The sequence below is a fragment of the Acetobacter sp. genome (assembly GCF_047721705.1).
In the GTDB taxonomy this organism is placed as follows: Bacteria; Pseudomonadota; Alphaproteobacteria; order Acetobacterales; family Acetobacteraceae; genus Acetobacter.
Genome location: NZ_JBDNXK010000048.1, coordinates 1 through 13,209 on the forward strand (window position 1 = coordinate 1; position 13,209 = coordinate 13,209).

The window sequence follows — 13,209 nt, forward strand, 5'->3', positions numbered from 1 at the left end:
GTCTATTTCTGTTTTGAGATGACGAAAATTATTTGGATAGATGGCCGGCAGGTATTGCGTCTATACCCAGTCTTGATTATTTCAGTAAGCGACCATCACGGTTTGGAAGTTTTTCCACTAAAATGCGCGCTGAATTCGTTGGAGTGTAACGGAGTTTATCATGTCGGAAAATAAAACCATTTCGCCTCTTCTCGAACTGACAGCGCAGATTGTTTCGGCTTACGTTTCCAATAATAGTTTTTCCTCGGAAGCTTTGCCTGGTCTGGTGCGGGAAGTTTATACCTCGTTGGAAAATGCAGGTCAGGCGGCGCCTGAGCCTGAAAAGCTCCAGCCTGCCGTGCCGATCAAGCGCTCTGTATTTCCCGATTACATTGTCTGTCTTGAAGATGGCAAGAAACTGAAGATGCTGAAGCGTCATCTGCAAAGCGCGTATGGCATGACGCCGGACCAGTATCGTGAGCGGTGGAACCTGCCTGTCGACTACCCCATGGTCGCCCCCAACTATGCAGAACGTCGTTCCACGCTGGCACGCGAAATCGGTCTGGGCCGCAAGATCAGTGCTTCCAGTGCCGCTGCTGAGAGTGAAGAAAGTGGTAGCGGGAACGGCGGCCGTCGCCGTGGTCGCAAGGCTCAGTAATAACTCTTCAGTGATGAAGAGTGTGGCATGATCTCAATCCGGAAGGGATCATGCCCGCCGTGATGTGTGGAAAGTCGTTCCCACATCCCGGCCGGAGAAGAAAACATAGGATATCATGACTTCTGTGGACGAGACTGTCGCTCAGTCTGAGCAAAGACGGAGATTGAACCGCTGGCGTATCGGAGCAATGGGCGCCGTCAGTGCGGCATTTCTGGTGGCAGCCGCTGCAGGTAAAGGTGGTGAAAAGCCGTCATGGATGGGTGGTGCTCCGAAAAATGTCCCCCATCTCGTTGCGCTTAAAGTCCATGGAATGATTGGCGGCGATGTTTCTCGCTGGACAAAGGCCGTAGAGGAAGCTGGAAAAGACAAGTTCGTCAAAGGACTGCTTCTTGACGTTGACAGCCCGGGTGGCGCTGTCACGGGCGGCGAAGAGTTACATGACGCCCTGGAGCGTTTTGCCAGCACAAAACCCCTTGTGACGACGATGGGAGGCATGGGCGCTTCTGCGGGGTATATGATCGCGTTGCCCTCTAGGCGAATTTTCGCTGAACGCAGCACCCTGACAGGCTCTATTGGCGTTCTCATGGAAGCGCCGGAAGCTTCCGGATTGCTGGGAAAGATTGGTGTCAACGTTCAGGAACTGGTTTCCGGACCGATGAAGGGACAGCCATCCCTGACCCGACCGATTTCTCCTGAAGGTCGCGTCATGCTGCAGGGAGTGGTGAGTAACCTGTATGATCAGTTTGTCGCTATGGTGGTTTCGGGACGCCATATGCCTGATGCGAAGGTGCGTTCGCTGGCTGATGGGCGACCATATACAGGGGAGCAGGCTCTGAAATTGGGGCTGATTGACGCTGTGGGTGGTCACAATGAGGCTCAGGCGTGGTTGACCAAGGCTGCTGGTGTGTCTGGTGCGGTTAAAGTCACGGAGATCGGCACCGAAAAAAAATCATTCGACTGGCGTAAAAAGATTTTTGGCTGGTTTGGTGGTACGGTCATGTCGTTGTTCGGTCTTGGAATGGACAAAATTTCGCCTCAATCGCTTGTAGGCATTGACGGCGCTGTTTCGATCTGGAAACCTTAGATCCCGGCGGGGAGACGCGATGACCAGATCCGAACTTGTCGCTGAGATCGCTTCAGCGAATCCACATCTATTGCTTAAAGACGTCGAATTGATCGTTTACACGATCTTTGACGAGCTATCAGAGGCGCTTGCCCGCGGAGATCGTATAGAACTTCGTGGATTTGGCGCTTTTATCGTGAAAAAACGCAATGCCCGTGCGGGCCGTAACCCGCGCACGGGTGAGACTGTATCGGTTGATGAAAAGGTCGTCCCTTTCTTCAAGGCAGGGAAGGAATTGCGCGAACGTGTAAATGGCGTGAGCGGGGAAGACGCGTAACCCTCTCTGTTTGCAAGAAAAAACACCATAGGGCGGATGAGTTAATCTTCTTGTCTGTTCGAGGATGATGCTTTAGTTTTTGTCTCGGAAGCGTTTGAGGCGAAAGTCGATTGATCGGGCATTGTTCTGTTATGGTTTTCGCGCGCTTCTGTTTGAGCCAGCCGAATAAAACAATAGCAAAACGGCTTCTGTTGTTAGCGACAATGGGGTGGTTGTTCTGCGTGGGTAGTGCTCCCGAAGCACGCGCCATTCTTGCTAAAAATAGCCATACAGCTCACGCTGCTTCGTCTTCTCATTCCCAGACTGTGTCGTCTAAGCGCAAGATGAAATTGCGGGGCTGCCTCTCGGGTGGGCCGGTTATCGCCATGCATGGTCGGAAGCTGGGAGCGATTGGCGCTCATGGTCGGCTCCTCGCGCCCGTTGGTCGCGCTATCTATTATACAGATGGGCATCGGCCCTGCATTCCGGGAAAACATGTCAAACGACGTGGTTAATGCCCTCGCCTGATATGTTTTTCTTCTGTTAAGGTTATGGCAACAAAGGCGCCAGATGCCCTCCCGGGTTAGGGCGTCAGGGTATGCAACAGGGATTCTCATGGCTGATATTGATAACCGGAAACAGAAAAATGAGGCGCACGGGACGACAATTGTGCCTGTCATTCTTTCCGGAGGGTCGGGGACACGTTTGTGGCCAATGTCCCGCGCAAGCTTTCCCAAGCAGCTATGGCCTCTGCTGAGCGCTCAGTCGCTTTTGCAGGAAACGGCTTTGAGGGCACATGAAGTCAGTCTCGCCGCCCCGGTCGTAGTCTGTAATGAAGAGCATCGCTTTCTGATTGCCGAACAGCTTCGTGAAGCCGGCATCGAATCTCCCAAAATTCTTCTGGAGCCAGTAGGACGCAATTCAGCGCCAGCGATTGCAGCGGCGGCCCTTCTGGTGGCGGAAACCGATCCGAAAGCCGTGCTTTGGCTGATGGCGGCCGATGCTGCGATGACAAAGCCGGACGCGCTACAGGCTGCGATGCAGAGTGCGGCGAGTGGTGCTGAAAAAGGGCTGGTGGTGACGTTCGGCATGAAGCCGACCCGTCCGGAAACCGGATATGGTTATATCGAAGTAGGACAACCGGTTCCGGGCCTTGAGGGTGTGAAGACTGTCAAAGCCTTCCGCGAGAAGCCGGATCTGGCACAGGCGGAGCAGTTCCTGAAAGCTGGAGATTATCTCTGGAATTCGGGCATGTTCGTTTTCACGGCAGAAACACTGATTCGGGAAATGGATCAGCATGCTCCCGATGTCATGGAAGGCGTGAGAGCTGCCGTTGCTGCGCGTAAAAGCGATCTGTTCTTCGAGCGTCTTGGGGTTGAAGAGTTCCGAGGCGTGCCGGATATCTCTATTGACTACGCGGTGGCTGAACGCAGCAGCAATGTCGCCGTCGTTCCAGCCGATCTTGGCTGGTCCGACGTCGGAAGCTGGGATGCTCTGTGGGATATCAGCAACAAGGACGCGGACGGCAATGTCGCGGTTGGCGATGTTCTGATTGAAGACAGCCATAACAGCTATGTCCGCTCAGAAAAATATCTGACCGCCGTTGCTGGCGTGGATGATCTGGTCGTCGTGACGACCGATGATGCGGTGCTGGTGACGCATCGCGATCGGGCGCAGGACGTCAAGAAGATCGTTGATCGCCTGAAGAAGCAGAAGCGTCCGGAAGCGGCGACACATAATCGGTGTTATCGTCCGTGGGGTTTCTATGAAAGCCTCATCCAGAATGACCGTTTCCAGGTGAAGCGTATTGTGGTGCAACCGGGTCAGAAACTGTCTCTGCAAAAGCATTTCCACCGCGCTGAACATTGGATTGTTGTCGGTGGTGTTGCTCTTGTGACGCGCGATGCCGATCATGTTCTGGTGCGTGAGAACGAGAGCATCTATCTGCCACAGGGTTGCGTGCACCGCATGGAAAACCCCGGCAAGATTCCTCTGACACTGATTGAAGTGCAGACAGGAGCCTATCTTGGTGAAGACGACATCGTGCGTCTTGAAGATACCTACAACCGGTCCTGAACAGAAAAAGGCGGGAGAATTTTCTCCCGCCCTTGAATAACAACAGCTTTTATAAAGAGCGCGCTCTTAAGAACGAAGCCCCAGTTCGCTGGTCAGGAAGTCGCGGAATACCGCCACACGCTTCGAACTGCGCAGTTCTTCCGGATACACGAAGAACGCTTCCACTTTGGGTGGTTCCACGCCGGGGAGCAGTTTGACCAGATCTGGGTACTCGGCAACCGCATAGCCCGGCACCGACCCAATGCCGAGACCGGCTGAAATGGCGTCGGCCATGGCGACCATGCTGTTCACTTCCAGCCGCGCAGCCCGTCGGTTTCCTTCCGGAAGCCCGGCTTCGAGCAGCCAGTTGATATGCGGCACAGGCGGATGATAGCCGCCGAACGCCACCAGATCATATTTGGAAAGATCGTCGAGAGACGTTGGCTGTCCAAACTGCTCAATGAAGCGTGGGGATGCAAAGACAGGAAGCGAGAAATCCGCGAGATGCCGCTGGATCAGATCCGGTTGTCTCGGCGGATGCATCCGAACGGCAACATCAGCTTCACGCATGCCCAGATCGAGGTCGTTATCTTCCAGAATCAGCGTAATGGAAATATCCGGGTTCTGCTCCATGAAGCGGTGCAGACGCGGCATCAGCCAGCAACTGCCGAAACCCGTTGTGGTTGTGACGCGCAGCCGTCCGGCTGCTTTTTCCTTGCTTTCCGTCAGCAGTGTTTGCGTCATCTCAAGTTTTGAGAAGACTTCACGCACTGTCTGATTGAGAGTCTCGCCCTGTTCGGTCAGGATGAGACCACGCGCATGGCGATGGAAAAGCGGAACCTGAAGAACGTCTTCCAGTGCTGAAATCTGGCGTGAAACGGCAGACTGACTGAGATTCAGGACATCACCGGCATGGGTGAAAGAACCTGCTTCTGCAACTGCGTGGAAAATCCTGAGTTTATCCCAGTCCACCCTGATCTCCCTTGATCATGAATACAGGCGCATATTTCGGACTGATATGTACCTGATTGGTTTTGGTGAAGGAAATATGGCCGAGCGTCAAGTATTCCCCTCGATTACGTAACGATTCCGGCCAGATGTCTTTCTGCATCCAGAGCCGCCATGCAGCCGGTTCCGGCGGCGGTGACTGCCTGACGATACGTTTTGTCCTGCACGTCGCCTGCGGCGAACACGCCGGGCACTGAAGTGCGCGTCGTGCCGGGCTCCGTCACGATATAGCCTTCCGCGTCCAGCATGAGCTGATCGTGGAAAATTCCAGTGTTCGGAGCATGGCCGATAGCGATGAAAACACCGTCCACATCAAGCGTGCTCATGGTCTCGTTGAGCGTGTTCAGGAGTTTCACGCCGGTGACGGTCGGTGGCGTGCCGGAAGAAAGAATGTCGGCAACCACGGAGTTCCACACAACCGAGACCTTGGAATTGGCGAGCAGCCGGTCCTGAAGGATTTTTTCGGCGCGGAGAAAATCGCGACGATGGATGAGCGTGACGTGGTCAGCATGGTGCGTGAGGTAAAGTGCTTCTTCGACCGCTGTATTGCCTCCGCCGACGACAGCGACTTTCTTGCCCCGGAAAAAGAATCCATCGCATGTTGCGCAGGCGGAAACACCAGCGCCCTGAAGTGCCTTTTCGCTCGGAAGACCGAGCCACTTGGCCTGCGCGCCGGTGGCGATGATGACACTGCGGGCCATGTAGACATCGCCGCCGTCGAGAGTGACGCGGAAAGGCGCACCGCTGCGGAAATCCACTTCGGTCACGAGATCATAGAGAATCTCGGTGCCGACATGCTCCGCCTGGGCCGCCATCTGTTCCATAAGCCAGGGGCCCTGAATTGCTGTGGCGAAACCCGGATAATTCTCGACATCGGTGGTGATCATCAACTGGCCGCCGGGCTGCATTCCTGCAACGAGAACCGGTTTGAGGTTGGCGCGGGCGGCGTAGATGGCGGCCGTGTAACCAGCTGGTCCCGCGCCGATGATCAGAAGCTCGGTGGTATGTGTTGTGCTCATGGCGTGTCTTGCTCACGTCCCTTGCTGTCGGGCCAGTCAGGTGCAGGCGCGGTATTCCGTTCCAGCCGGTGAAGCCGATCTGCGTTCGTATGGTCCCGATATCATCCAGGAGCAATATTGCTGAAACATTTTTCATCTTGATGAGGGATGGGATGTGGGCTTTGGACAGGATTTGGCGTTCGTCTTATATGCAGCGTGACGCGGGGATGGAGAGGCTGGTGACTCAAGCGGAGCTCGATGTGGTGGATCGGCGTATTATCGCCACGCTGCAGGCGGATGGACGCATGACAAATGTGGAGCTGGCGCGGCGTATGGGCATTTCCGCTCCTCCCTGCCTGCGGCGTGTCCGGCGTCTGGAGGAGATGGGGGTCATCCGAGGCTATCATGCCGAGGTCGACCCGGACGCTCTTGGCTGGCCGATCTCGCTGTTTGCCGTCATTGGGCTGGAAAGCCAGAAAGAGTCCGTTCTGACGGCTTTCGAGGCCATGGTCTCATCATGGCCCGAGGCGCTGGAATGTCATATGATTCGCGGTGGCGGCGATTTTCTCGTCCGGCTGGCGGCGAAAAACACCACTCATGAAAACGAACTGACCCGGCGCCTGACCGAGGCTCCCCATGTGGCGCGGGTGCAGACTCTGCAAACAATTCGGACGACGCTTTCGCGCCTGCCCAGTCCGGACATGGGGCCGGAAGATCAAACTGCGTGACTATGTCTGTTGTGAAAAATCAGCCTGTTCGGACTGCAACCTCTTCGGTTTCCAGTGCGCGGACAGGCAACCCGGAAATTACGGTTGTCGTTCCCTGTTACCGTGAAGCGGCCAATGTGCGGCCCATGGTCGCCGCCCTGACGGTGGCTCTGGCAGGACGGGACTGGGAAGTCGTTTTTGTCGATGACAACTCTCCCGATGGCACGATCGATGTGGTGCGTGAGCTGGGGCTGACCAACTGGCGTGTGCGAGGGATTCTCCGCATTGGGCGACGCGGATTGTCCAGTGCCGTCATCGAGGGCGCACTTTCTTCATCGGCGACCTATATCGCGGTCATGGATGGCGATCTTCAGCACGATGAGACGCGTCTGGGTGAAATGATTGACGCGCTGGCGACGAATCAGTGCGATATTGCCGTTGGAAGCCGTCATGTTGAGGGTGGCGATAACGGTGGTCTGGCCAACGCATGGCGTCATGCGCTGTCGGACGGCGGCATCAGGCTGGCGCAGATGATTCTGCCGGTAAAGCTTGGCGACCCGATGAGCGGATTTTTTGCGCTGAAACGCACGACGTTCGTGAGCATCGCGCCGAGATTGTCCGGAGCAGGCTTCAAGATCCTGATGGATCTCATTCTTTCGGCTCCGGGGAAAATCCGGGTGCGGGAAATTGCCTGCACGTTCAAGCCCCGTCTGGCAGGCGAAAGCAAACTCGACATCATGGTCATGCTCCAGTTCCTCGGACTGATGCTGGACAAGATGTTTCATGGCTGGCTGCCGATCCGGTTTCTGGTCTTCGCCTTTGTGGGGGCGATCGGTGTGGTGGTGAATATCGGTGTGATGAATCTGTTGCGGTTCACGGGCGCGGATTTCACCCTGTCACAGACCATTGGCACTTTCGTAGCCATGCTGGTGAATTTCTGGCTCGACAACACATTGACCTATCGCGACAGACGCCTGAAAGGGGCCTCGCTCTACGGTGGGCTGCTTCTGTTCGTTCTCATGTGCTCAGTCGGTGCATGGGCGAATATCGGCATCGCGCAGATATTCCGGCAGGATGGCCAGACGTTCGATCGGGCCAGTGCGGCGGGAGCAGTCGTCGGGGTGGTGTGGAATTATGCCGTGTCCTCCACACTCATCTGGCGCAGACCGTAAGATCTTCACGTGGCGGGCAGGTCTGATCGCATCGCACTGTATGGTCTACTTGTTCTGACCCTGTTCCGGCTCGTCATGGCGGGCTGGATGCCAGTGACGCCGGACGAAGCTTATTACTGGACGTGGTCGCGCCATCTACAGCCGAGTTATCTCGATCATCCGCCGATGGTGGCGTTGTGGATCTGGCTGGGTACGGCTTTTTTCGGCGATACGGCGTTCGGAATCCGCGTGCTGGGGCCGCTGGCTGCTGCCGTCGGGACAGTGCTCGTCGTGAAGGCGTGCCGGATACTGATGCGGTATCGGGGCGAGACAACACAGCAAGCTGTTTCCCTTTCTCTGGTTGCCGGGATTCTACTGAACGCCATGCTGGCTGTGGCCACGGGCACACTGCTGATGACGCCGGATACGCCGCTGCTGTTCTTTATGGCTGTCTTTCTGTGGGCTGCGGCCTGTCTGCTTTACAGTCAGAGACCGGCTTGGTGGCTGGTCATCGGGCTGTGCGCGGGACTGGGTTTCGACAGCAAATATACCATGGTGTTGCCGGTGGCCGGTCTGGGGCTGTGGTGTCTGTGTACCGCTGCAAGAAGACGCACCCTGCTTACGCTCTGGCCGTGGATGGGGCTGGGTCTCACGGCTCTGCTTTCCCTGCCAGTGGTCTGGTGGAATGCGCATCATGGATGGGCGAGTTTCATCCGGCAGGGCGGTCGGACGGGAGAATGGCATCCGACAAAGGCCTTTGGCTATTTTGGTGAATTGCTTGGTGGTCAGATCGGTCTGCTCACACCGGGGATTTTTTTGCTTGCCGTGATGGCCTGCGTAAGTGCCATTCGCCGTCGGGATGCGGTGGACGGTCTCCTGCTGTGCCTGATCGGCGTGCCATGTCTTGTATTTGCGCAGCATGCGCTGGGAGATCGCGTTCAGCCGAACTGGCCGGTGATCGTTTATCCGGCTCTGGCCATTCTCGTTGCCATCAGCGGTCTGAAAGGATGGAAGGCCGCGTCGGCACTTGGATACGGTCTTTCCATCCTGGCGATACTACAGGCCGCGACGGGGTTGCTGCCTCTGAACCGTCATGTTGACGTCTCCCTGCGACAGGGCGGTGGATGGGATAAGTTCGCTCGCAACATTGCGACCCGCGCGCACGGTGCTTCTCTGGTGCTGTCCGATGAATACGGTCTCGCCTCCGAGCTCGCTTTTCATCTTGAGGGGGAGCCCGTGGCCGGAGCTGAGCCGCGCTGGGAACTGTTCGATTTTCCTCAGGCCGGATGCCGGGAAGGATGGGCATTACTGGTTCATAATGCCCGGCGCTCTTTCACACCGGGCACACCGTGGGGTGAAAGAGCGCAGCCTATGGGCGAAGTCGTGCGTGAGAGAGGCGGACGGGAAGCTGAGCGCTATGGGCTTTATCGCGTGGCGTGTCCGCTTTCACGAGTCCCGGCGGCGTGGTTGCGCATACTGCCGTCTCCACGGTCGAAATAATATTGAAATAGCTGCCGTTTTCCGCCGCGTTAAGGCTGTTTTAAGCCCATTCCGCCAGCATGGTGCGAAGGGTGGAGAAGGCAGATGTCGCGCAAAAATGGAGACAATAAGCCGCGAATCATCGTCATAAGACGAGGAGGGGGCGGCGAAGAAGGTCATCACGGTGGCGCGTGGAAGATTGCTTACGCCGACTTCGTGACCGCCATGATGGCGTTCTTTCTGGTCATGTGGCTGATCAACGCCACGACGGAGCAGAGGCGCCGCGGTATCGCCAACTTCTTCAACCCGATGGCGACACATGGCGTCGCAGCAGCACAGGCACTGTCCGAGCCCGGCACATCCGGTTCGCCCGCGCGTGGCGAAAAGGAGCAGGAATCGCAGCCCAAAATGGAAGGGATGCTTGATCGCCCCGTCGCGCTTGTGAAGCAGAAAGATCCAAGCATGATTTCACCGGGAGTCGGGCCGGGTGCTGGCGGCTCCCCCGGAAAAAGTGGTGGTTTTGGCCCGGATATCGCCACAATGGCGGGACGGCATACGGCGGGTGCCGGAGACGATACGCTGCGAAAGGGGCTGCTGAGCACGCCCCAGGAGGCTTTTCCGGAACGCAGTATGGGGCGTGTGGTCATGGTGCCTCCGAGAATGGCGCGGATCGTGCCGATTGGGGGCGAAAACAGTGGCAATACGGCTTCCTTGGGAGACGGCGGGGATGCGGTTCGGCAGGAAGAGGCCGCGTTGCAGAAGGATGCGCAGCAGCTGAAAAATGCCATTGCGCATGATCCTGAGGCACAGGATCTCAGCTCTCAGGTGTCGGTCGGTGTCGTGCCGGAAGGATTGAGAATCCAGCTTTCGGAAAGTGATCGCGTATCGATGTTCGAAACGGGTTCGGCCCAATTGAACGCCCGCGCCACGCATCTCCTCAAATTGCTGGCCCCCTATCTTATTTCGATGCCGCAGAATCTTTCCATCTACGGTTACACGGATGGTGCTCTCTACAAGCGGAAGGGTGCCTCCAACTGGACCCTGTCTTCGGCGCGCGCAGATGCTGCCCGGGCGGTTTTGTCGGAAGAGGGCTTCCCTGAGCAGAGACTGCTGGAAGTATCCGGTCGTGGCTCACGTGATCTGGCCGTTCCCGATGATCCCGGTGCCGCAGCCAACAGGCGTGTCGTGCTCGTCTTGCACCGTGATCATGAGGTCAAGCTTCCAGACAGTCCGGATGGTCAGGCCGCCAGCGCAGATACGCAGATGCCCGCTGGCAATCGGGGTTCGCAATCCGACGTCGCAAACAAAAGTGCCAACCGGCCTTGAAAACGGGAATAGACTGAATGTTGTTAATTGGTGGACTGGTGTTTCTGCTGGTCTGTGTTTTTGGCTCTTTCGCAGCTTCCGGTGGTTCCCTGGTGCCGCTGGTGGAGTCGATGCCTTTCGAGCTGATAACCATTCTGGGTGCAGGCATCGGAACGTTCGTGATGGCGAACTCCATGTCCGATCTCAAACATGTTCCCGGCGCATTCAAGACGGCCATCAAGGGGCCGAGTTTCGGTCGGCAGGATTATATTGATCTTCTGGGTCTGCTTTTCTTTTTTACGCGTCTTATGCAGACCCAGGGTGTGGTGGCGTTGGAAAGCCACATTGAGACCCCGATGGAAAGTACTGCTTTTTCGGCCTACCCGAAGATTCGGGATAATGCCCGTGCGCGGAACATGATCTGCGACTATCTGCGGATGATGAGCATGAACATGGACGATGCATTCCAGTTCGATGAAGTCATGTCGAGGGAACTCTCCAAGAATTTGAAGGAAGACACCCATATCGCGCATGGCTTTCAGACGCTGGCAGATGCATTGCCGGCGCTTGGCATTGTTGCTGCCGTGCTGGGCGTCATCAAGACAATGGGTTCCATCAGCAAGCCGCCGGAAGTTCTGGGCGAAATGATCGCGGGCGCTCTGGTCGGCACGTTTCTGGGCGTTCTTCTGGCGTATGGCATGGTCGGACCGCTCGCCTTACGTATTCGCTCGGTTGTCGAAGAAGATGCGCGTTACTATGACCTCATTCGGGTGGTTCTCGTTTCCTACCTGCAAGGCAACGTGCCGCAGGTGAGTGTCGAGATCGGACGCAAGGATATTCCGGTACCGCTGATGCCGAGCTTCGAAGAGGTCGATACTGCGATCAGCGAACTCTCCATCGGCTGAGCCGGTGAGTAGGTTGGATGAGTGGCAGAACTGAATAAGGCGGCCGGTAACGGGGATCTGGCCCGCTACATTACACCGAACGGGCTGCGGCTGATGCAGGAGGAACTCTCTCGCCTTCTGCGCGAAGAGAGGCCCGCAATTGTCGAAATCGTATCGTGGGCTGCCGGAAATGGCGACCGTTCCGAGAACGGTGATTACATATACGGCAAAAAGCGTTTGCGTGAGATCGATCGCCGGATTCGATTTCTGACGAAGCGTGTGGAAAATGCCATCGAGGTGGACCCGGCTTCGCAGACACGGCGTGACAAGGTCTTTTTCGGTGCGACTGTTGTTTACGTCGATGAAAGTGACCGGGAAACGAGGGTGACGATTGTCGGAGCGGACGAAGCCGTGACTGAGCGTCATGAAATCAGCCTTCTTGCTCCGGTTGCGCGCACGCTGCTTGGACGCTCCGTCGGAGACGAAATCACCCTGCATACGCCCCGTGGACCGGAGCAGATCGAGGTCATTTCCATTTCCTATCCCCCGGCGCTCTAGGGACACCTTTTCCTTCCGCGAAGAACTGCCCTACTTATGCTCTATCTGCGGAAGGAGAATGTCGGGATGAGTGCTGTGCTGGATGTCGCAGTTCAGATGGACCCACTGGAGAATATCGACATCAACGGCGATTCGACCTTCGCCATGATGCTGGAAGCTCAGAACCGTGGGCATCGGCTTTTCGTTTATGAAGTGCCGACCATGGCACTGACGGAGGGCGGAAAGGGACCGGAGGGGCGGCTGACGGCTCTGGTCAGGCCGGTACGTGTCCAGCGTGAGAAAGGTAATCACGCCGTTTTCGGTCCAGCCGAACGTATAAATCTTGGCAGGATGGACGTGATCCTGATGCGGCAGGATCCTCCGTTTGACATGGCCTATATTACGGCAACGCACCTGCTCGAACATGTGCACGGAACAGGTCCGGGCAGGGCTCTGGTGGTGAATGATCCGCGCTCAGTGCGTGACGCGCCCGAGAAGCTGCTGGTGACTCACTATCCCGAACTGATGCCGCCGACCCTTGTGTCGTGGGATATCGGCGAGATCCATGCGTTCCGCAGGCAGTGGAAGGACATTATCGTCAAACCGCTGTTCGGTAACGGTGGGAGCGGAGTGTTCCGCATCCGCGAGGATGATCAGAATCTGAACGCCCTGCTGGAAATGCACTTTGCCCGCTCGCGTGAACCGCTGATGATCCAGCGTTACGAAGCGGCTGTGCGCAAGGGTGACAAGCGCATCATTCTGGCTGACGGGGTGCCGATTGGGGCAATCAACCGCGTGCCAGCGGAAGGTGAGGCGCGATCGAACATGCATGTGGGTGGCGTGGCCCAGCCAGTGCAACTCAGCGCGCGTGATCAGGAAATCTGTGAGGCGATCGGTCCCATGTTGCGGGAACGTGGTCTGATTTTCGTGGGGATCGATGTGATTGGCGACTGGCTGACGGAAATCAATGTCACGTCACCGACCGGTCTTCAGGAGTTGCAGCGTTTCGATGGAAGCAATCCGGCGGGTGTTCTGTGGGACTGCATCGAGGCACGCCTTCCGTCCTGAA

Annotated in this window: 14 protein-coding genes; 12 read left to right on the forward strand and 2 right to left on the reverse strand. The window is 56.8% G+C overall.

Annotated elements, in window-relative coordinates; translation table 11 throughout:
* Positions 1-160: 160 nt before the first annotated feature.
* The 5 genes from ABF824_RS09565 (at position 161) to ABF824_RS09585 (ending at position 4,092) form a co-directional block, all read left to right on the forward strand.
* The gene (locus ABF824_RS09565; RefSeq protein WP_415488395.1) at positions 161-637 is read left to right on the forward strand and encodes a MucR family transcriptional regulator; all 477 of its coding nucleotides are present in this window, start codon (positions 161-163) and stop codon (positions 635-637) included.
* Between the two features lie 112 nt (positions 638-749).
* Complete coding sequence (gene sppA, locus ABF824_RS09570) at positions 750-1,721, forward strand: signal peptide peptidase SppA (RefSeq protein ID WP_415488433.1); 972 nt, start codon at positions 750-752, stop codon at positions 1,719-1,721.
* A gap of 19 nt (positions 1,722-1,740) precedes the next feature.
* A complete protein-coding gene (locus ABF824_RS09575; protein ID WP_415488397.1) occupies positions 1,741-2,037 on the forward strand; it encodes an integration host factor subunit beta in 297 nt (98 codons plus the stop codon).
* 221 nt (positions 2,038-2,258) lie between these two features.
* On the forward strand, positions 2,259-2,531 hold the full coding sequence (locus ABF824_RS09580; protein ID WP_415488399.1) for a hypothetical protein: 273 nt from the start codon (positions 2,259-2,261) through the stop codon (positions 2,529-2,531).
* Between the two features lie 100 nt (positions 2,532-2,631).
* Positions 2,632-4,092 carry a mannose-1-phosphate guanylyltransferase/mannose-6-phosphate isomerase gene (locus ABF824_RS09585; RefSeq protein WP_415488402.1) on the forward strand — a complete coding sequence of 487 codons (1,461 nt, stop codon included), beginning with the start codon at positions 2,632-2,634 and terminating at the stop codon, positions 4,090-4,092.
* Between the two features lie 66 nt (positions 4,093-4,158).
* Here the strand turns inward: ABF824_RS09585 and ABF824_RS09590 are convergent, their stop codons facing one another.
* Together ABF824_RS09590 and trxB are read right to left on the reverse strand one after the other, a co-directional pair.
* Positions 4,159-5,043, reverse strand: a complete 885-nt coding sequence (locus ABF824_RS09590; protein WP_415488404.1) for a LysR family transcriptional regulator — start codon at positions 5,041-5,043, stop codon at positions 4,159-4,161.
* Between the two features lie 104 nt (positions 5,044-5,147).
* Positions 5,148-6,098 carry a thioredoxin-disulfide reductase gene (gene trxB / locus ABF824_RS09595; RefSeq protein ID WP_415488406.1) on the reverse strand — a complete coding sequence of 317 codons (951 nt, stop codon included), beginning with the start codon at positions 6,096-6,098 and terminating at the stop codon, positions 5,148-5,150.
* Between the two features lie 206 nt (positions 6,099-6,304).
* Here trxB and ABF824_RS09600 point away from each other — a divergent pair, with 206 nt between their 5' ends.
* From ABF824_RS09600 to gshB, 7 genes are all read left to right on the forward strand, one after another.
* Positions 6,305-6,805, forward strand: a complete 501-nt coding sequence (locus tag ABF824_RS09600) for an Lrp/AsnC family transcriptional regulator (protein WP_415488435.1) — start codon at positions 6,305-6,307, stop codon at positions 6,803-6,805.
* 2 nt (positions 6,806-6,807) lie between these two features.
* Positions 6,808-7,956 (forward strand): glycosyltransferase, encoded by a 1,149-nt coding sequence (locus ABF824_RS09605; protein ID WP_415488437.1) that lies wholly within the window; start codon positions 6,808-6,810, stop codon positions 7,954-7,956.
* Between the two features lie 9 nt (positions 7,957-7,965).
* Entirely contained in the window at positions 7,966-9,435 is a 1,470-nt protein-coding gene (locus ABF824_RS09610) for an ArnT family glycosyltransferase (protein WP_415488409.1), read from the forward strand.
* Between the two features lie 84 nt (positions 9,436-9,519).
* On the forward strand, positions 9,520-10,740 hold the full coding sequence (locus ABF824_RS09615; protein WP_415488411.1) for a flagellar motor protein MotB: 1,221 nt from the start codon (positions 9,520-9,522) through the stop codon (positions 10,738-10,740).
* 17 nt (positions 10,741-10,757) lie between these two features.
* Positions 10,758-11,624 (forward strand): flagellar motor stator protein MotA, encoded by an 867-nt coding sequence (motA, locus tag ABF824_RS09620; RefSeq protein WP_415488413.1) that lies wholly within the window; start codon positions 10,758-10,760, stop codon positions 11,622-11,624.
* Between the two features lie 21 nt (positions 11,625-11,645).
* Complete coding sequence (gene greB, locus ABF824_RS09625) at positions 11,646-12,161, forward strand: transcription elongation factor GreB (protein WP_415488415.1); 516 nt, start codon at positions 11,646-11,648, stop codon at positions 12,159-12,161.
* 66 nt (positions 12,162-12,227) lie between these two features.
* Positions 12,228-13,208 carry a glutathione synthase gene (gene gshB, locus ABF824_RS09630; protein ID WP_415488417.1) on the forward strand — a complete coding sequence of 327 codons (981 nt, stop codon included), beginning with the start codon at positions 12,228-12,230 and terminating at the stop codon, positions 13,206-13,208.
* Position 13,209 lies beyond the last annotated feature (1 nt).

Bases quoted from the DNA above. Each gene is read 5' to 3' on its own strand.
- ABF824_RS09615 (WP_415488411.1), top strand. From the start codon at position 9,520: ATGTCGCGCAAAAATGGAGACAATAAGCCGCGAATCATCGTCATAAGA.
- ABF824_RS09585 (WP_415488402.1), top strand. From the start codon at position 2,632: ATGGCTGATATTGATAACCGGAAACAGAAAAATGAGGCGCACGGGACG.
- ABF824_RS09575 (WP_415488397.1), top strand. From the start codon at position 1,741: ATGACCAGATCCGAACTTGTCGCTGAGATCGCTTCAGCGAATCCACAT.
- ABF824_RS09605 (WP_415488437.1), top strand. From the start codon at position 6,808: ATGTCTGTTGTGAAAAATCAGCCTGTTCGGACTGCAACCTCTTCGGTT.
- motA (WP_415488413.1), top strand. From the start codon at position 10,758: ATGTTGTTAATTGGTGGACTGGTGTTTCTGCTGGTCTGTGTTTTTGGC.
- trxB (WP_415488406.1), bottom strand. From the start codon at position 6,098: ATGAGCACAACACATACCACCGAGCTTCTGATCATCGGCGCGGGACCA.
- ABF824_RS09600 (WP_415488435.1), top strand. From the start codon at position 6,305: ATGGAGAGGCTGGTGACTCAAGCGGAGCTCGATGTGGTGGATCGGCGT.
- ABF824_RS09565 (WP_415488395.1), top strand. From the start codon at position 161: ATGTCGGAAAATAAAACCATTTCGCCTCTTCTCGAACTGACAGCGCAG.
- gshB (WP_415488417.1), top strand. From the start codon at position 12,228: ATGAGTGCTGTGCTGGATGTCGCAGTTCAGATGGACCCACTGGAGAAT.